Below are 19070 nucleotides of genomic sequence, written 5' to 3' on the forward strand. Positions count from 1 at the left end.
TACTTCGCGCGACCGGTGAATTCGTGTTAGGTAGGGAAGAATCCCCTCACTGCGATGGCCGCAACCCACATCCTCGCGCTCGACCAAGGAACCACCTCGTCGCGGGCGGTCGTTTTCGACCGTTCGGCACGTGCCGTGGCATCCTGCCAGAAGGAATTTCCCCAGCACTATCCGCGACCGGGCTGGGTGGAACATGACCCGCTGGCCATCTGGGCGAGCCAGTGGTCGACGGCGGTGGAGGCGATGGAGCGGGCGGACCTGGAACCGCGCGACGTGGCGGCGATCGGGATCACCAACCAGCGCGAGACGACCTTGGTGTGGGACCGCGAAACCTCCAAGCCGGTCTACCCGGCGATCGTCTGGCAGGACCGGCGGACCGCGGAGTTCTGCGCGCGGCTCAAGGAAGACGGGGTGGAAGCGCTTTTCACCGAGCGGACGGGGCTGCGGATCGATCCCTATTTCTCCGCGACCAAGATCCGCTGGATCCTCGACCACGTGGAGGGGGCGCGGGAGCGCGCGGAGCAGGGCAAGCTGGCCTTCGGGACGGTGGATACCTGGCTGCTGTGGAAGCTGTCGGGCGGGAAGGTCCACTCCACCGACGCGACCAATGCCTCGCGCACCTTGATCTACGACATCCATCGCAATGACTGGGACGACGAGCTTCTGGGATTGTTGAAGATCCCGCGGTCGATGCTTCCCGAGGTCAAGGATAGCAGCGGCCGTTTCGGGGAATCCCGGGAGGGCATCCCGATCACCGGGATTGCGGGCGACCAGCACGCGGCCTTGTTCGGGCAAGGATGCTTCGAACCCGGGATGGCGAAGAACACCTACGGGACCGGTTGTTTCCTGCTGATGAACACCGGCGACGAGGCGGTGGCGTCGCGAAACAACCTGTTGACCACGGTGGCATGGCGCCTGGCCGGGAAGACCACCTATGCCCTGGAAGGTTCCGTCTTCATCGGTGGCGCGGTCATCCAATGGCTGCGCGATGAACTGCAACTGGTGCGCACGGCGGAAGAATGCAACCAGCTGGCGGCGAGCGTGCCGGACAGCAACGGGCTGTTCCTGGTGCCGGCCTTCACGGGGCTCGGGGCACCGCACTGGGATCCCTTCGCGCGGGGTGCCGCCTTCGGGATGACCCGAGGGACCAACCGGGCGCACTTCTGCCGGGCGGCGCTGGAGTCGATCGCCTTTCAAAGCGCCGAACTGGCAGATTGCATGGTCAAGGACAGCGGCATCGGGCTGGCTGAATTGAGGGTCGACGGCGGGGCGGTGCGGAGCGACCCGCTGATGCAGTTTCAGGCGGACCTGCTGGGAGTGAAGGTGGTGCGGCCGCGGGACATCGAGACAACGGCCGCCGGCGCTGCATTTCTCGCCGGGCTGGCGACCGGCTTCTGGGAAAGCCGCGACGAGATCGTGCGGCGTCACGAGGTGGACCGGGAGTTCGTTCCGTCGCGGCCCGCGGCGGAGATGGCGGCCCTGGAGGCGGGCTGGCGGCGGGCGGTGGAACGGACGAAGGGGTGGGAATCATGAACCGGGAAACCCATGTTGCCGCTCTCGGGGCCGAGCGCTTCGACATCTGCATTGTCGGCGGTGGCGCGACCGGGTTGGGTGCCGCGGTGGACGCTGCGGCGCGTGGCCACCGGGTGGCGCTGGTGGAGCAGGCGGACTTCGCCAAGGGCACGTCGTCGCGCTCGACGAAGCTGGTCCATGGCGGCGTGCGCTACCTGAAACAGGGCAATGTTTCCCTGGTGCTCGAGGCGCTGCGCGAGCGCGGCCGGCTGGCGCGCAACGCGCCCCATTTGGTCCACGACCTGTCCTTCGTCATCCCGACCTACAAGTGGTGGGAAGGGCCGTTCTATGGCGTCGGGATGAAGGTCTACGACGGGCTCGCCGGGAAGCTCGGCTTCGGGCCGAGCCAGCTGCTTTCGAAGGAAGAGACGATCGCCCGGATTCCCACCATCGAGACGGAGGGGCTGACGGGCGGGGTCATGTATCACGACGGCCAGTTCGACGACGCGAGGCTGGCAATCCACCTGGCGATGACCGCGTCGGGCCTCGGCGCAAGGCTTGCCAACCGGGTTTGTTGCCGCGGGCTGGTGAAGGAAGGCGGCATGGTGCGCGGGGTCGAGGTCGAGGATCTGGAAAGCGGTCGATCGTTCCGGATCCATGCGGGGTGCGTGGTGAACGCCGCCGGGGTTTTCGTCGACGAGGTGAGGGCCTTCGACGAGCCGGCCGCCAAGCCGCTGGTTGCGGTCAGCCAGGGGATTCACCTAGTCCTGCCGCAGGAGTTCTTGCCGGGGGACTCGGCGATCATGGTGCCGAAGACCGAGGACGGGCGGGTGCTGTTCGCCGTGCCGTGGCATGACCGGGTGGTGGTCGGTACGACCGACACGCCGCTGACGGCAAAGTCGCTGGAGCCGCGGGCCCTGCCGGAGGAGATCGATTTCATCATGGAGCACGCCGCCCGCTACCTGAGCCGGGATCCCGCTCCGGCCGATGTGAAGAGCGTGTTCGCCGGCTTGAGGCCGTTGGTGAAGGCAGGCGACGGCGGGGACACCGCCAGCTTGTCGCGGGATCACACGATCCTCGTCGGCCAAAGCGGCCTGATCACCATCACCGGCGGCAAGTGGACGACCTACCGGAAGATGGCCGAGGACGTCATCGATCACGCGGAGATGGTGGCGGGGCTCGATGCCGTGCGCTGTCACACCGACACGCTCCAGGTCCACGGCGCGACGGAACTGGAGATCCCCGAGCAGAACCTGCAAGCGTACGGATCCGACTCGGAGCTGATCCGCGCGCTGGACGAAGCGGATCTAATTCATCCGGCGCTTCAGCTCACCCGCGCCGAGGTCCGTTGGCATGCGCGGCAGGAGATGGCGCGCAGCGTGGAAGACGTGCTGGCGAGGCGCAGCCGCTGCCTGCTGCTCGACGCGCGGGCCAGCATCGAGGCGGCACCCGCGGTGGCGGCGATCCTGAGGGAGGAACTTTTCCGCGACGCCGCTTGGGAGGAGCAGCAGGTGAAGGACTATGCCGGGTTGGCGCGGGGCTACGTTTTCGGCGACCCGGCCAGTGCAGGGTGAGCCTTGCAGGGCGTGAAGACGCCGTTGTGGAAGAAGTGCTCCAGTGCCTCGACACATCCGTGGCTATGCTCCTGGCTGCAGACGAAACCGCCGTGCGAAAGAACGTGCGCCCGGACTTCGGACACCGCATTGGCCGGGCAGGCGATCGCGGCGGCGACATGGGGATCGAGCATGTCGAAGTCGTTGTGGCTGTCGCCGATTGCGAAAGTGTGGGCGGGCACCAGTCCGAAATGGGTCGCGACCTGGGTCAGGCTGCTGCCTTTCTGATACTTCTTGTGGCCGAAGCGGAGCCAAATCGAGTTCCGTTGCCAGCCGAGCATGGGCTCGCTGCCGGCGAGCTCCTCGACGCGGCCGAGGATCCACGCCATTTCCTCCTCGGTGCGGGCGATCAGGCCGGCGGGGTCGCCCGGTTGTTCGATCCAGGTGGCGCCGGTGTGCTCCTCAACCTCGTGGCGGATCGCATTGAGCGTCGAGCGGACCTGCTTGAAGAACTTGTGCTGCTCTTTCTCGCACTGGTGGTTCCAGGGTTCGTGAGGGACCCAGCGTCCGACGGAGTCGGGGAGCCAGATCTCGCGCTCGCGGGCGATGACCCAGTCGGGAGCGAACGGGAAGCGGCTCTCGGCGAGGCCTTCCACCACATGGGCGATGGAACGGCCGGTGTTGATGCCCCAGAGGGCCTTCTTTTCGCGCCGGAGGCGGACGATCGTCTCAAAGAAGCGGGGACTCACCGGATCGCTGTCGCCGGGATTGTGCAGCGTCCCGTCGAAATCGAACGAAAGGAGGAGTTCCGGCAAGGGGAGGGATTCGAGCGTTTTCATCGTTGAGGGATGGATGGTTCATGATGGGCGCCCGCCGGAAGCTTGGACAGATCATTCTACCGGTACCGCCCGCAAGGCCGGCTCCTCGATCTCCGTCGCGCGCGGCGGGTCTTCTTCGATGGGTTGGGCTTTTGGAGGGGCGGGTTCGGTTTCCACCGGGCGGGCACGCGGGGCGTTTTCACCGGTGGGGGCCGGAGGATCTTCCACCGGCAGGGCCCGCATGGGTTTGACCAGGACGGGTTTCTCTTCCGGCGGTGCCGGCGGGGCGGGCTTGGGTTTCACCACCACGGGCTCCCCGGCGGGCGGAGGGGTCCGGCGCATCCGGATTTCCACACGGCGGTTGGGTGCCTGCTCCTCGACGCTACCGGTCTTCACCAGCGGCACCGTGCTGCCGAAGCCGCGGGTGGCGATCTTGTCGTCCTGCAGGTGAAGGGTTCCGGTGAGGTAGTCTTTCACCGCGGCCGCGCGGCGCTTGGACAGGTTCTGGTTGTACGCATCCGCGCCGAACAGGTCGGTGTGGCCTTCGATCCAGCAGTAGAGATTCGGGTTCCGGTCGATGATCAGCGCCAGCTTCATCATTCCCAGGCGGGCGCTTTCACGCAGCTCCGCGCTGTCGTATTCGAACAGCAGGTCGCTGGGCAGCATCGTCATCTTGCCGACCAACACGTCGGCGGGAAGCCCGACCATGTCGTCAAGGGTGACCATCCCGTCGAGCGTGCCCGCCTCGACCTTGCCGCCGGCGCCCTTCTTCAGGATCTCCTCGGCGAACTGGTCGAGATTCGAGTCGTCCGCCAGTGCAGCACCGGGATCGACGATGGTCTGGGAATCGGCGGCGAGCGGCAGCGGTTCCTCGGTGCGGCCGATATCCGGCAGCGCGGTGTCGAGGTCGAATCCCGCGGCGGGGTCGATGGTGATTCCGGCCGGCTCGCCTTCCATCGCGGGGTTGTCGAGCTTGATGGCGAACTCGGGGTCGTTGAGGTCGGGGCGGAGGTCGATTTCGGTGTCCTCGGGGAGCTTGGCGAGGATGTCGATCTCCTCGAGGAGGGCGGCCGTGTCGGGGGGCGTTTGGTCGATCTCCTCGGGTGCCTGCATTTCGTAGTCGGGCGGCAGCACCTCGACCTGTTCGAGATTGATGGATTCGGTCTCGAGTTCCTCGAGGTCCTGGATGCCGAGGGCGATCTTGATGTGACCGAGCGCAAAGAACGCGGCGACGTGGAGGATCACGGCGACGAAGAACGCGACTCCCGCCCACCAGCCCAGGTTGTCCGGACCGGGGAGGCGCAGCGGAGTCGATTCGCGCATGTCGCGCCAGCTGTAGCCTTCGTCCACGGGCCGACTATACGCCGCAACGGGCCCGTGACAATCACCGGCTTGCAACGGGTCTTGCTCCTTGGCACTCACCGTGCTGATCTAAATTTGCCATGCCTGCAAAGAAAGCTGCGAAGAAAGTGGCGGCCCCCAAACCGGTCGCCAAGGTTCCTGCCAAGAAAGCCGCCAAGAGGGAGGTGAAAGCGGCCGCCGAGGCGCCTGCTGAAAAACCTGCCGAGGCGCCTGCTGAAAAGGCTCCGGCAGCGGCGAAGAAGGCCGCGGCACCCGCGAAAAAGGCGGCCGCGAAGAAGGCCGCCCCGGCGAAGAAGACGGTCGCCAAGAAAACCGCCACCGACATCGAGGTGGCGGCCTACTTGAACTACCGCAACCGCGTCGAGAAAGGATCCCCGGGGGATTCCCTGACCGACTGGCTGGATGCCGAGAAATCCTGACCCGATTTGCGCTTTCCCGCGCCGTCGGCCGGCATGATGGTCGGCGGCGTGAAATGCTCTTCGATTGGCATCGGTTTGGCGGGGCTCGGCACCGTCGGTTCCGGCGTGGTGCTCGCCCTTGAACGCAACGCCGGGCTCATTGCCGATCGCACCGGCGGGCAGGTCCAGCTCGCCGTCGCCAAGGTCCTGGTCCGCGATCCCGCCAAGGTCCGCCCGGTGAAGCTGCCGGATGAGCAGCTGACCACTTCGTGGCGCGAACTCGTCGATGATCCCGCGGTGGATATCGTGGTCGAATTGATCGGCGGGACGACGGATGCCTTCGAAATTGTCGCCGCGGCGCTCAAGGCCGGCAAGCCGGTGGTCACCGGCAACAAGGCGCTGCTCGCCGAGCGCGGCGTGGAGTTGTTCGCCCTGTCGAAGGAGCATGAGGTTCCGATCCATTTCGAGGCCGCGGTTGCCGGCGGGATCCCGATCATCAAGACGGTGCAGGAGTCGTTCATCGGCAATCGCATCCACTCGCTGACGGGAATCATCAACGGCACCTCCAACTACATCCTGGAACGGATGACCACGGCCGGGCTGGAGTTTTCCGATGCCCTGGCCGAAGCCCAGGCGCTGGGTTACGCGGAGGCGGACCCGGCCCTTGACGTCAATGGTTGGGATGCCGCCCACAAGGCGATCTTGCTGGCGACGCTCGCCTACGGGTTCCCGATCGATCCCGCGGACGTCCACGTCGCGGGGATCGAGCAGGTGCGGCCGATCGACATCGAGTTCGCCACCCGGCTCGGCTACGTCGTCAAGCTGCTCGCCGTGGTCCGGGAGCACCCGGACGGGGCGGTGGAGCTGCGGGTCCAGCCTTCTTTCATCGCGAAGAATCACATCCTTGCCAGCGTCCAGGGCGTCTTCAATGCGGTGGCCGTGCACGGTGATGCCGCAGGGGATTCGCTCTTCTACGGCCGCGGCGCGGGCCAGGATCCGACGGCTTCCTCGGTGGTCGCCGACCTGGTCGAAGCCGGGCGTTCGCTGCGCCAGCCGTCGGGTCACCGCGGCTTTCTTCCCTACCGGGACAAGGGCAAGCTGCTGCCGGTGGAGGACACCGAAACCGCGTACTACGTGCGCTTCGACGTCACCGACCGTCCGGGCGTGATCGCCGAGGTGGCGCGGGTGCTGGCGGATGCCGGCATCGGCATTTCAGGCACCCACTCGCCGGTGAAGCCGGATCAGCCGGACGCCGACTTCCTCGACATGGTGTTCCTCCTGCACACCTGTCGCTTCGGGCGGCTGCAGGAAACCTTGGCGAAGATCGAGGCACTCGACTGCATCAACAGCCAGCCGGTGGTGTTCCGGATCGAGAAACTCTGAGGAACCCTTGTTCCTTGTCACCCGCCGCGGCGCGGGCTTTGCTCCGCCCGTGCGCTGGCTTGAACGGATCGAACGAAGACTCGAATGGCTCCACTTCCCGGGGTTGTTCAAGTACCTGACCTTCCTCGGCGTGATCGCCTACGCCTGCCAGTGGGCGAACAAGGACATCGGATATCTGCTGGATTTCGACCGCGAGAAGGTCTTCGCCGGCGAGGTCTGGCGGGTGGTCACCTTCCTGTTCACCCCGATGGGCCTGCGCAGTTTCGGCCCGGTCGGGGTGTTCTTTTTGTTCATCGCGGTGCAGATCGCGTTTTTGATCAGCGACTCCATGGAGTCGGCCTGGGGGCCGACCCGTGTCACCCTCTACATCCTCTTGGCCTTCATCGGGTTGTTGGTGTCGAACTTTCTCTTTCCGCATGCCCCCCCGGTCAGCGGCTCGATGCTCTACACCTCGATGTTCTTCGCCTTCGCGACGCTGTTTCCGAAGGTGGAGTTCATGATCTTTTTCCTGTTTCCGGTTCAGGTCCGGATCCTGGCGGCGATCGGCGCGGTACTGCTCCTGCTGAACTGCCTGGGGAATCCGGCCATGCTGGCGATCGTCGTGCCGGCGATGATCCCGTATGCGCTGTGGGTGCTGCCGGACGTCATCCATGGCCGCAAGTCGCTGGTGAAGGCGGCGCAGCGGCGGCGCAAGTTCAACGTCGACAGCAAGCCGGAGGGAACCGCGTTCCATCATTGCGAGGTGTGCCATCGCACCGAGCGCGATCCGGAAGACCTCGAGTTCTTCGTGATGCCCGACGGCAAGGAATACTGCAAGGAGCACCTGCCGCCGCAGGCCTGAGTTCGCGGGACTTTTCGCGTGCATTCGCCGTCCCGCTGGCTTCCCTTGCCCGCACATGGCATTCGATCCCTCCACGGTCCGCGGCGAATTCCCGATCCTCGATCAGGCGGTCAACGGCCGCCCGCTCGTCTACCTCGACAATGCCGCGACCACCCAGAAACCGCGGGCGGTGCTCGACGCCTCGCGCAACTACTACCAGCGGATCAATGCCAACATCCATCGCGGCACCCACCTGCTGGCCCGGGCCGCCACCGAGTCCCACGAGGCCGCGCGGGCGACGGTGGCCCGCCACCTGAATGCCGCGGAGCCGGCCGAGGTGATCTTTACCTCCGGCACCACCGACTCGATCAACCTGGTCGCATCGATCCTTTCGCTGGCCCCGGGCGATGAAGTGCTGATCACCACGCTCGAGCACCACTCGAACATCGTTCCCTGGCAGATGCTGTGCGAGCGCAGCGGTGCGGTGCTCAAGGTGGTGCCCTGCCTCGACGACGGGACCCTCGACCAGGCCGCCTTCGGGAACCTGCTTTCCGACAAGACCCGCATCACCGCCTTCGGCTGGGTCTCCAATGCCTTCGGGACCGGAAATCCGGTGCTGCAAATGACGGCCGCTGCCAAGGCCGCGGGTTCGTTGGTGTTGATCGATGCCGCGCAAGCCGCGCCGCACATGGTAATCGATGTGCAGGCCCTGGGCGCCGACTTCCTCGCCTACTCCGGTCATAAGGTCTATGCCCCGACCGGGATCGGTGTGTTGTGGGGAAAGCGTGACGTGCTCGATGCGCTGCCCCCTTGGCGCGGTGGCGGGGAGATGATCAAGGAGGTGAGCTTCGAGAAAACCACCTACAACGACCTGCCCTTCAAATACGAAGCCGGGACGCCGAACATCGAGGGCGCGATTGCCTTGGCGGCGGCGCTCGAGTTCGTCGACGGCCTCGGTCTCGAGAGCATCGCTGCCCACGAACAGGCGCTGATCCAGCGCGCTGCGGACGGACTTTCCTCCCTGCCGGGGACCCGGCTTTACGGTCCCGCCGACCGCATCGGCGCACTTTCCTTCGCGGTCGAGGGCGTGCACCACTACGACCTCGGGACGCTGATCGACCAGATGGGCGTCGCCGTCCGGACGGGTCACCATTGCTGCCAGCCGCTGATGGCGAGGTTCGGGATCACCGGCACCACCCGCGCCTCGTTCGCGCTCTACAACACCGCGGAAGAGGTCGATGCCCTGGTCCTGGCGGTGGAGAAAGCGGTGGCGATGCTCCGTTAGGCGGCGTAAACTTCACGTTTTCAATTCGCCGGAATCCGTGGAAGATCCCGGCATGAAACCGGCCATCACCCTCGCGCTCGGCCTTGCGTTCACCCTCCCGCTGCCTGCTCATCCTGAGGCCACGCCCCTCCCGAAGGTCATCCAGGGCGGCGTCCCGCTGATGGGGCTTACCTCGCAGGACCCGGACGGCTTGGTTGTGTACAAGTTGATCGTGCCGCCCGCCACGGCCCGCCTGAACGTCATCTCCAGCAGTGGCATCGGCAACGTGCGGATGTACCTGCGGCAGGGGGCCCATCCCACCTACAACGGCGCGGAGGCCGACTATGAAAGCAGCTACCCCGGGACCCGGCAACGGATCCAGGTGATCGAGCCCGACCCCGGTGCCTGGTATGTCGGCATCCAGGGGTCATCCGGCGGCTATGCCGGCGTGCGCTTGCAGGCAGTGACAAAGCTCGAGAAGGGGGCGATCGCCCCGCCGGTTTTCCTTCCGCCCCCCGGCGTCTATCCCGGCGAAGTGTCCTGCCTCATCAAATCGCGGGGCCGCGGGACGTCGGTCTACTACACGCTCGATGGCAACGATCCCGACACCGGCTCCACTCCCGCGGACAAGACCACCAAGGTGACGCTGACCGGCGATACCACCTTCAAGGCCCGGGCCTATGACAAGAATGGCCAGGCCGGTCCGGTGGCCGAGGCGGACTATCAGATTCGTGCGAACGGCGACGTGATCGATCTGGTCAACACCCAGTCCGTGGCGCATCTCGCGTCCGAAAAGGGCGGGCGCCACCTGTTCCGGATCTCCGCGGAGGGCGGCGAACGTCTCGTGGTGGTCACCGAGGGCGGCAAGGGTAAGTCGACGATTTCGATCAACCACGGCAGCATCCCGCCGGTGGGCAAGCCGGGCAAAGATGCGACCTTCCTGCGTGGCACAAATTCCGTCGAGATCCCGGAGACCCTTGCCGGCGACTACTACATCGCGCTCGACGCCGCCTCGGGCTACTACGGGCGCACGATCATCGCCTACCTCGCGACCAATCAGCCCGACCTCATGCCGTGGGCCGAGGCGCTCCAGCCGTATGTCAGCGTCGAGTTCTTTTCGGCGGCCTCCTGCGAGGTGGAAGAGGGCTTGATCGGTGCTGGCGAGCGCCGGTTGCTGCGCTACAACACCGAGGTGAGGAACATCGGCGGTGACGACCTGGTCATGCCGCCGCCGGAGGACAACCCCTTCTTCGAATACCACGCCTGTCACGGGCACTATCACTTCAAGGGCTTCGCCGCATCCCGCTTGCTCGACCTCGGGGGCAACGAGCTGCGCACCAGCCGCAAGGTCAGCTTCTGTTTGCTCGACAACGCCCGCTGGTCGTCCGCGGCACCGACCAGGCGCCGCTTCACCTGCAGCAACCAGGGCATCCAGGCCGGCTGGAGTGACGTCTACGACAGCGGGTTGCCCGGCCAGTGGATCGAGATCGGCGACCTTCCGGCCGGCGATTACCAGCTGGAGCTGACCGTCAACCCCGATGGCATCCTGCCGGAGTCGAACGTGGAGAACAACACGGTCGTCATCCCGGTGACGATCCCTTGAGCGGCAGGCGGGCACTTTCCGCGTGCAATCCCCGGCGGGCGACCTTTCCCTGTCGGCGCGATGAGCATCGCCGAAAAACAACAGGAGATCCTCGAGGAGCTGTCCTTCTTTCCCGACTGGCAGGAGCGCTATGAGTACGTCATCGGGCTGGGTCGCAAGCTGGCCGCGATGCCGGAAGAGCTGAAGACCGCGGACAAGCTGATCAAGGGCTGCCAGTCCCAGGTCTGGCTGGATGCCCGCGGGGAAGACGGCAAGGTCCGCTACCTCGCCGACTCCGATTCCGTCATCACCAAGGGCATGATCGCCCTCTTCGTGCGCGTTCTCGACGGCGAGGCTCCCGACGACATCCTGTCCGCCGACCTGTCGTTCATCGACCAAACCGGCCTCAAGGAGCACCTCGCCCCGACCCGCGCGAATGCCCTGAACCTGATGGCCACCCAGATGAAGCAGCGCGCGCTGGAGTTCGGTGCGGCTTGAGGAGTCAAGGTTCCTCGGGATCCGGCCCGGGTTCGACGCGGAGCCGTATGAAGAGGTGAGGAAACTGTTCCGTCGAGTATCCCGGCAGGGTCACGTACAGTGTTTGCATGCCGTTGCCATGGTTCTCGATGGCTTTCATGTGGGGGAGATCAAAGTGCGCTTTCCAATCTGACAGATTCACGCCGACATCGAAGACGAGGTGCCAATCTTCCAGGTCCGAGGGCTGGTCGACTTGAAGGAGAAGGTAGTTTTCCGTGGCCTCAATGATGAAAGCTGGTTCGAAATCCGCGACGAGGGGATTGCTGCCAAGGCCGAGTTCGATCTGATTTGACCTGCCGTCGCCATCGGGATCGTCCTCCGAGCCGCGGCCGGCGTCCGGCGGTGAGAAATAATTCTCCGACCACAGGAGGTAAGCTGCCGAGTCGATTGTGAGCGTGAACTCGCCGCTGTTTCCCTCGGTGTTGTCGTCCACCGCGATCAAGTACTCGGTTGCGGCCATGGCATCGAGGAGAAGCGACGATGTTCCTGCTGCTTCCCGGGTCAGCCCGGTGAGGGCCGAGCCACGGTAGACTGCAAGTCGGAGCGATAGTCCTGCGGGCTCCGTGGAGATCCGGTAGACGCCGTCGGCCCCTGCCTTCCAGCGGTACCACCGCGACCGTGCGGCCGGGCGTGAGGCATGGAAAGGCTCGCGCTCTTCGAAAGAGCAACCGGACAGCGTGCTGGTGATGCGAACGCTTTGTCCACTCGGCAGAGCCGCCGCGTCGGCGAACATGTCGCCGGGTGGACTCAGGCTGAGTTTCAGAGAGAATTCACCGCCGCTGGAAGTCCCCGCAGCGACGACATAGGATTGGCCCGCGACCACCGGGTAGTTGCCGGCGACACCCGCCAGGGCTGGCACCGCCTTGAGATTGGCAAGGCTGTTGCCCTGATAGATCCGCGACCATGCAGGATTGGCGGACAGGAACAGGATGCCATCGCGTGGGGCCACCCATTTCCACCACAGGGATCTCGAGTGGGTGCTGCCTAGGTGAAGTTCTTCGTCGCGCTCGGTGGTGGCACCGCGGCTTGACGCGGACACCTGGATCGCGTCTCCGGCCAATGGGACCGCCGAGGCAAAGTGGTCGTTGGCAGGAGCAGCAAGCGTCGGGGCGGAAAGTGTCAAACGAGCGAAGCCGAAATTCACTTCCTCGGTGCTACCGATCGCGATCGCGTAGGTGTTTCCGGCTGCTGCGAAGAAGCGGTAGATCCGGTCGCCGGAGGTATCGAGGGCGACGGGAGTGATATGGGACGGCGAAGTTCCCTGGCTGACCCAGGCCGTGGCGGGGAAATCGGAGTCGCGGACATCCAGATCAAACCAACCGTCCTGGGGCGCAGTCCATTGCCACCACACAGAGCGGGAGCTGAGGATTTCTCCCATCTGGGTCGAGGCTCCGGTGGCCAGGATTTCGCTGGAGATTGGAAGCGTCGAAGGCAGGACGAGCGGATCGTCGAAGTCATCGTGGTCCAGTTCGGTGAATTCGAGCTCGAGCAGGAAGTCGAGCGGGATGGCTCCCACTTGGATCGCGTAGCTGCTGCCCGCGGTGACGGGAAGCGCGAAGCGGTCGCCGGAATAGGGCAAGGCTTCGATCTCCACCAATTCCAGTAGTTGGTTTCCAGTAAAGATCCCAATGTCGATGTGGGCGCTGGGTTCGATCTTTTTGATGGTCAACGCCCCGTTTGCCGGAGCAGTCCAGGACCACCATCGGGTGCCTTCTGGTGGCGAGTAGGCATTCGGGGGATTCAGTTCGTCGGCTTCCCGGGTCGCGAGCTTGGTGGTACCCTCCAATCGCAGGTGGGTGCCGTTCCCGAGGTCCATGCGGTTGGCAAACAAGTCGTTGTTGCCGTAGTCACGCGGCTGGATTCTCAGCAGGAAACCAATCGCTTCTTCCTCGGTCTTTGCCACCGCGGCGATCCGGTAGGTCGTACCGGCGGACGCGGTGAAGTCGAAGGCCCGTGTCCCGGAAGCATGACGCTGCAAGGTTGCCAGGGAGTCGCCGAGATAGATCCAAATGTCCGGTGTGGCCGCGCCTACAAGCTCGATCCGGAAAGCTCCGCTTGCCGGGGCTGTCCATTCGTACCAGACGGTGCGGTTGCGTGCCGAGCTGTTGTGATGCCACGGTTCGTCTGCCTCGCGCGACGATCCGGACAAGCTGCCGCTGGTCTCGACACTTGCTCCGGAAAGCACGGTGGCGGCCGAGAAGGCGTCGTTCGCTGGCGCCCCATTTTCAAGTTCCCACGAGAGCAAGTAGGTAATGTCGGTCGAGGAAGAACTCGCGGCCAGCCAATAGGTCTCTCCGGAAACGGCATGGAACCGCATGGACTGGGCGCCGCTCTCGACGAACTGCAAGGAGTCGAGGGATTCGCCGCGGTAGGCACCGAGGTTGACGGACGCGGTGTCCGCGAGCCACGTCACCGGCCCATCGGACGGCGCGGTCCATTGCCACCAGGTGCTTGCGGTGTCGGAGGAGGAATGCCCAACCGGTTCGCCGGGTTGCAAGGAGCAACCGCTTTGGCTTCCGTTGACACTTCCCACCGTTCCTTCGAGTGGCAATGCGTCCGTGAATTGATCGTTCGGAGCGACGATGGCCGGAGTGCTGAGGGACACGGAAAACGCCGACGGGGTCGAAGAGTCGAGGGCGATCCGATAGTCCGTGCCTGCAACCGCGTCGAACTCGAGGGGTTCCAAGCCCGACACCACGGTGTCGAGAGCATTAAGCGTGTCGCCGGTGTAGACCCCCGCCCGCATTGTGGCGGAGGAGGCGGAGAGAACCACGGGACCGGTAACGTCAGCGGTCCATTGGTACCAAAGGGATCGTGTTGCAGGCTGTCCGGCGTGATCGGGCTCACCGGCTTGGGCCGTGGCATCGGCGTTGATTCCGGACACGGATCCGGCGAGCCCGGCCGGAAGCGGAATTGGCGTGGCAAAATTGTCGTTGGAAGGAACCCCGCCGCTGGAAATGATGGCGAACGACGAATATCGTTCGGGCCGGTCGAGGGAACTCAACTGTTTGTAAGTCGATTGCCATTCGATCCACAGCGACTCGCCAGCCGTGGCTTTGAACAAAAGGTATTCACCGTTGCCGCTGGCCCGGGTGACCAGCGAACTGAAGGTCGTTCCTTTCAGCACGCGGACGAGCGAGGGGCGGGTAAGCGGATCGCGATGGATGGCGAACCATCCGGACGACGGGGCGGTCCAGCGCCAACCGATGCTGCCGGTAGACAACGCCCCCGCCTGACCTGCTTCCAAGGTGGAGCCGTAGACGTCGCCGCGTACTTCGATGCCGAGGGCCTGGCCGATGTCGGTCCAATCGACGAATCGATCGTTCGGCGGTCCGAAATCGGGGGTCTGGGACGATCCCTGATAAGATCCATCGATGCGGAAATTGACACCGGCCGCTGGCTTGTTCCGATCGAACAGCACTTGGAAGTAGTAGGTTGTCCCGGCGCTGGCATTGAAATAGGGGTTACTGAATTGGCTCGCCAACAGTAGATTGCCGATCGCGGGTGACGTATTGAAGGAGTAGAAAGTTCTCACCAAAGCTCCACCGCCAGCGGAGGAGTTGGTGCTCAGATAGACAAAGCCGGTGACAGGTGCAGTCCACTCCCACCACAGGCTCCGCGGATACTGGTAGCTTCCTCCGGATGGCAGTGGTTCGGAGGTTTCCACGGACGCGCCGTAGCTGTCGCCGATGAGGGCGAACGGGCGGCTGCCCAGGATTGTACGATTCGCAAAGTTGTCGTTCGATGGTGGCGACCATGGGCGCAGGGCGAGCGATACTGGGGCGCCTTGGCCGCGGTCGATGGCGATCCGGTAGTCCGTCCCGGCAGTCGCAATGAAGGTGACTCTGCCAGCTCCGGAAATCACGGGCGTTAGCCCTGCAGGGGAGCTTCCGACATAGACGGCGACATTCATCGGTCGGCCGGAGTCCCGCGTGTCGATTTCAAACCTGTTGCTGGTCACCGGAGTCCAATGGTACCAAATCGAGCGGGCAGCCGCCGTTCCGGCATGGGAGGGTTCTCCGGCTTCGGCCGTGGCGAAGAAATTGTCCCCGGACGCTTGCGCCGAGTCAGTGGTTCCAAGATCGGAGGCGGCGGCAAAGGTGTCGTTGGCCGGGACCGTGCCGTGCTCGAGTGCGACCGAAAAGCCGGTGTCACCGGCGCCCTGGAAGTAGTAAGTGGTTCCCGCCTGGGCCTGCCATGAGATCCACTTTCCGGAACTGTTGCTGCCGACCAAGGTGAGGCCGTCGACCGCATTGCCGGTGAACACCGAGACGATGGCGGAAGGCTCGACGGTGGCCAATACGGGTCCGCTGGCGGGTGCCGTCCACTTCCACCACAGGGATCCAAGGGCGTTGCCGGAAGCCGGTTCGCCCGCTTCGATCGTGGATGCCCCGGACGTTCCCGAGAACGAAAGTGGCAGTGTTCCGGTAAGTTCGGCGGCAGCAGCGAAGTCGTCGTTGGGTGCGGGATCCGCGAAATCGACCGTGAGCTTGACACTTTTCCCCAAACTGCCGGTGAGCGTTGCTGCGACCGAGAAGTAATAGGTGGCACCGGCTTCCGTGCGGAAAACCACGCTTTTCCCCGTGCCCGGGATGCCTGCATCCTCGGCTTCGATCGAGACGGGATTGCTTCCTGTAAGATCCCGGTAGATGGCGATCGCTTCCGACCCGTTGATGATTTCGGCGGTTACCACGGCGTTGCCGGTGCGCGGAGCCGTCCATTTCCACCAGAGAGAACCATAGATACCTGTCGGTTCGAATTCCTCGAGAGTGGCCCGGTCGTTGCGGCCGTCGCCGCTGGCTCGTTCCGCCGATCCCAAGTCGATGGCACCAATCCAGTGGTCGTTCTTTGGCGTCTCCACCGCTTCGAGCGACAGCGTGGTGAGCGTGTCGTACAGGGATGATCCGCTGCCAACCATAATCCAGTAACGCTCTCCCTGATGGACTGGAAAAACGGATTCCGGATCATCCTGGCGGGTTGCCAGCAGCGTGACATTCGCGGCATCGGGGCCTGACAGGAAAGCCATCGAGGTATTGCCGGCCGAGACTTCAGGGCGCAGTTTGACCACGCCGTCGAAAGGAGCCACCCAGGTCCACCATATGGAGCCATCCAGCGGACTGGCTGCGAACCAGACGTTGTCATCGGGTTCGACAGTCGCGGCGCGCAATTGGCCGCTCACGCTGATCTCCGAGACCTGGCCGAGGTCCATGGCATCGATCCGGTTGTCATTCGGTTGGATCGGGGAATAGACCAAGTTGATTGAATTCCCCGAGGCATGCCGGAATCCGACGATTCTCAATTTCTGTCCGGCCGCCACATCAAGCGGCCAAGTGACCGCTGTCCAAAGGGTCGGCGAACTTTCGGTGAGGAGTTGCCAGGTGGAGCCGGCTGCGCCCATGTGAAAGCGCCCGGCCTCCGGGGCGGTCCACGTCCACCAGAACGACTCGCCGCTCTCCAGGATACTCGTTGGATCCCGGCTTTCCCGGGTGCCCTGGCTGGAGGGAACCGTCAGGCTCGCGGCAGGGACCGACCCGAGATCCACCGGCTCGGCGAAGCGATCCCCCGCGGGCGGGGTGGTGCCGGCTACTCGCAACATTCCACTCCGCGAGGAAGCCGAGAACAGGGAGAGGTAGTAGGTTTTACCTTCATCCACGGCCATGACGTCGTGGCGCGGCAGCAGGACCGGGCTGCCTCCTGCATCGATCTCGTAAAGGTCGACATTTTCAATCTTGCCGCTGAGATTCCAGAGCCCAGTGGAGATATTGAGGTCTGCGGGGGCAGTCCACTTCCACCATAAACTGAATGAGCCGCTTGAAGAATGCGGCGGTTCGTCCGCTTCGTAAGTTGCCCCCGACAATGTGACGGGGAACTCGAATTCCTCCATGCTTCCCAACTCGATCGCGTTGGCCAGCGCGTCGTTGGAGTTCTGTTCGTAGAACTGGAATTCGAAGCAAACCGGTTCGACGGAATTGTCCGGCTTCTGGGTCGCCGCGAAATGAATGATCTCGCCCGCGGTGACGGCTCCGAAGCTGCCAAACAGTTCTAGCGAAGATAGGTCGGTTCCGCGGTAGACCCGCAAATCCGGGCTCATCGCCAGGCCCGAGTCACCAGGCAACCACTTCAAGGCGCTCAAGTGACCGGCGGCCGGAGCGGTCCAGCGCCACCACAAGCTGCGGCCGGGTGTCCCTCCATTGTGAGCCGGTTCACCGGCCTCCACGGTGGCGTTCGTGGGATCCCCGCTCACCGTGGAATTCGCGACCGAACCGAGGTCGATGGCGTCGGCAAACGCGTCGTTTCCACGATCCGAAGGAATGAAGGTGGCGTCGAATGTTCCCGAGGGATGTCGGCTGGTGATGGATGTCGTCACCACCACTCCGATCAGGAACCGCGCGCCTGCGGTGGTCTGAAGGAACAAGAAGTCATCACTTTCGAGCTCGTTGGAAAGTGACCCGTCGCCGGCCACTTCGAACGCCACCAGTTTGACGAAATCGAGCTTCTCAAGATTGATGATCAAGCCGCCGGCGTCCGGAGAGGTCCAGTCCCACCAAAGTGAGCCATACCAGGAAGACCATCCGGTTGGTTCACCTGGTTCCTTGGAGGATGCGCTGGTGACGAATGGGTTGGGCCCCATCACCAAAGGAAAGGCGTCCTCGACGTCGTCGTTCGGCGAGGCCGTCTCGATGGAGAGATGGTAATCAAAATCGCCCTGCTGGTCGGGCGGGCTACTCGCCTCGAGGAAATAGGTTTCCTCGGCGCGGCAGTAGAAGCGGGCGTCCTTCCCGGCGGAAACCGAGGAAAGCTTGGTCAATTCGGAGTCAAACGCGGAACCCAACGCATCGGTATCTTCCGGGGCGTCGATTCTCCAGGTGGCGATGCCGTTGTCGGGGGCTGTCCATTTCCACCAAACGGATGAATAATTGCTTCCGGGCTCAGCGGATGCGCCGACGTTGTTGCCACTTCCGTCAATCGTCGGGGCACTGCCAAGGTCGATGGCATACTGCGGGAGGTCCTGATAGGGAGCCGGGGTGAGGCTCCAATTCATTTTCAGCCGGCCCGTCGAGTTGGGGTGGTCCCGAGCCGCGACGACAGCCAAAGGCTCTCCTGCGCGGACCCGGAACACACTGTCTTCCCCCAGATCCAGATTCTCCTGTCGTTCGAAGCGGAAATCCAAGGTTTCCAACGATTCACCTGCATAGACTCCAATCACCCAGTCTTCATCCAGGGAGCCCGCCAAATTCATCCGGACGATCCCGTCTTCCGGGGGCGTCCACGACCACCACACGTTCGGACCGATATAATCGGGATGAAGCTCCGACACGGGATCGTCGGCCCCGCGGGTTGCCCGGATTGTTGCGCCGTCGACCTGGAACTCCGCGGCTGAGCCCAGATCGCTGCGGTTCGAAAAGTCGTCGTTCGGCGGGATCGGGCGGAAATCCAAATCGATCAATCCCATGCTGGTTCCACCCACGACGATCCGGTAAGGAGTTCCGGAGATCACGTTCAACGATAGGAAGTTGCCTGTACCGCTTGCGACCCGGGTGAGGGCGTCAATTTCGGATCCAGTGTAAACGGCACAGCCGGCCCAGGATGAGCCTGTTTGCCGGGATAGGATGAGAGTTCCGTCGGCAGGCGCGATCCATCGCCACCAGACGGTCCTGCTGCTTGAGAAAGACGTATGCGCGGGCTCGCCGACCTGGCGGGTGGCGTTTTGTGTCTGATACGGCAAGTTGGCAGACATGATCGATCCAAGGTCAATCGCGTTCGAAAACATGTCATTTACCACGGCCCGAGCGATTTCTAGCGGGCTTAACAGAATGATAAGGGCTGAGAGCCAGAGGCTG

General features: G+C 64.0%; 11 protein-coding genes. 8 read left to right on the plus strand and 3 right to left on the minus strand.

All coding sequences use genetic code 11. The features are described from left to right. The first annotated feature begins 54 nt into the window (after window positions 1-54). Both glpK and IG178_RS00475 read left to right on the plus strand, forming a co-directional pair. Window positions 55-1533 carry a glycerol kinase GlpK gene (gene glpK, locus IG178_RS00470; protein WP_193210517.1) on the plus strand — a complete coding sequence of 493 codons (1479 nt, stop codon included), beginning with the start codon at window positions 55-57 and terminating at the stop codon, window positions 1531-1533. Further along, the gene (locus IG178_RS00475) at window positions 1530-3086 is read left to right on the plus strand and encodes a glycerol-3-phosphate dehydrogenase/oxidase (protein WP_193210518.1); all 1557 of its coding nucleotides are present in this window, start codon (window positions 1530-1532) and stop codon (window positions 3084-3086) included. Before glpK ends, IG178_RS00475 begins: the two co-directional genes overlap by 4 nt. On the opposite strand, the gene IG178_RS00480 is transcribed toward IG178_RS00475, so the two are convergent. After that, on the minus strand, window positions 3053-3904 hold the full coding sequence (locus IG178_RS00480; protein WP_193210519.1) for an HAD family hydrolase: 852 nt from the start codon (window positions 3902-3904) through the stop codon (window positions 3053-3055). The genes IG178_RS00475 and IG178_RS00480 overlap by 34 nt on opposite strands. 51 nt (window positions 3905-3955) lie before the next feature. Then, window positions 3956-5233, minus strand: coding sequence for an OmpA family protein (locus tag IG178_RS26070; RefSeq protein ID WP_193210520.1), 1278 nt, complete (start codon window positions 5231-5233; stop codon window positions 3956-3958). Between the two features lie 92 nt (window positions 5234-5325). Between IG178_RS26070 and IG178_RS00490 the strand changes: the two genes are divergently transcribed. The 6 genes from IG178_RS00490 to IG178_RS00515 are packed head-to-tail and all read left to right on the plus strand — an operon-like array spanning window position 5326 to window position 11190. Beyond that, the gene (locus IG178_RS00490; protein ID WP_193210521.1) at window positions 5326-5664 is read left to right on the plus strand and encodes a hypothetical protein; all 339 of its coding nucleotides are present in this window, start codon (window positions 5326-5328) and stop codon (window positions 5662-5664) included. Window positions 5665-5712: 48 nt separating this feature from the next. Beyond that, a complete protein-coding gene (locus IG178_RS00495) occupies window positions 5713-7026 on the plus strand; it encodes a homoserine dehydrogenase (RefSeq protein ID WP_343225900.1) in 1314 nt (437 codons plus the stop codon). Between the two features lie 7 nt (window positions 7027-7033). Next, a complete protein-coding gene (locus IG178_RS00500; protein WP_193210522.1) occupies window positions 7034-7867 on the plus strand; it encodes a hypothetical protein in 834 nt (277 codons plus the stop codon). Between the two features lie 55 nt (window positions 7868-7922). Then, entirely contained in the window at window positions 7923-9131 is a 1209-nt protein-coding gene (locus IG178_RS00505; protein WP_193210523.1) for an aminotransferase class V-fold PLP-dependent enzyme, read from the plus strand. Between the two features lie 52 nt (window positions 9132-9183). Next, on the plus strand, window positions 9184-10713 hold the full coding sequence (locus IG178_RS00510; protein WP_193210524.1) for a lysyl oxidase family protein: 1530 nt from the start codon (window positions 9184-9186) through the stop codon (window positions 10711-10713). A 60-nt stretch (window positions 10714-10773) separates the two neighbouring features. Next, window positions 10774-11190, plus strand: coding sequence for a SufE family protein (locus tag IG178_RS00515; RefSeq protein ID WP_193210525.1), 417 nt, complete (start codon window positions 10774-10776; stop codon window positions 11188-11190). Between the two features lie 4 nt (window positions 11191-11194). On the opposite strand, the gene IG178_RS00520 is transcribed toward IG178_RS00515, so the two are convergent. After that, window positions 11195-18727 (minus strand): hypothetical protein, encoded by a 7533-nt coding sequence (locus IG178_RS00520; protein ID WP_226894598.1) that lies wholly within the window; start codon window positions 18725-18727, stop codon window positions 11195-11197. Window positions 18728-19070 lie beyond the last annotated feature (343 nt).

It is taken from the genome of Neoluteolibacter marinus (genome assembly GCF_014904755.1).
Taxonomy (GTDB): Bacteria; Verrucomicrobiota; Verrucomicrobiia; order Verrucomicrobiales; family Akkermansiaceae; genus Haloferula; species Haloferula marina.

What these genes read in the sequence shown, in the direction of transcription:
- glpK (WP_193210517.1), top strand. Translation starts at nt 55, where the DNA reads ATGGCCGCAACCCACATCCTCGCGCTCGACCAAGGAACCACCTCGTCG.
- IG178_RS00475 (WP_193210518.1), top strand. Translation starts at nt 1,530, where the DNA reads ATGAACCGGGAAACCCATGTTGCCGCTCTCGGGGCCGAGCGCTTCGAC.
- IG178_RS00480 (WP_193210519.1), bottom strand. Translation starts at nt 3,904, where the DNA reads ATGAAAACGCTCGAATCCCTCCCCTTGCCGGAACTCCTCCTTTCGTTC.
- IG178_RS00490 (WP_193210521.1), top strand. Translation starts at nt 5,326, where the DNA reads ATGCCTGCAAAGAAAGCTGCGAAGAAAGTGGCGGCCCCCAAACCGGTC.
- IG178_RS00505 (WP_193210523.1), top strand. Translation starts at nt 7,923, where the DNA reads ATGGCATTCGATCCCTCCACGGTCCGCGGCGAATTCCCGATCCTCGAT.
- IG178_RS00510 (WP_193210524.1), top strand. Translation starts at nt 9,184, where the DNA reads ATGAAACCGGCCATCACCCTCGCGCTCGGCCTTGCGTTCACCCTCCCG.
- IG178_RS00515 (WP_193210525.1), top strand. Translation starts at nt 10,774, where the DNA reads ATGAGCATCGCCGAAAAACAACAGGAGATCCTCGAGGAGCTGTCCTTC.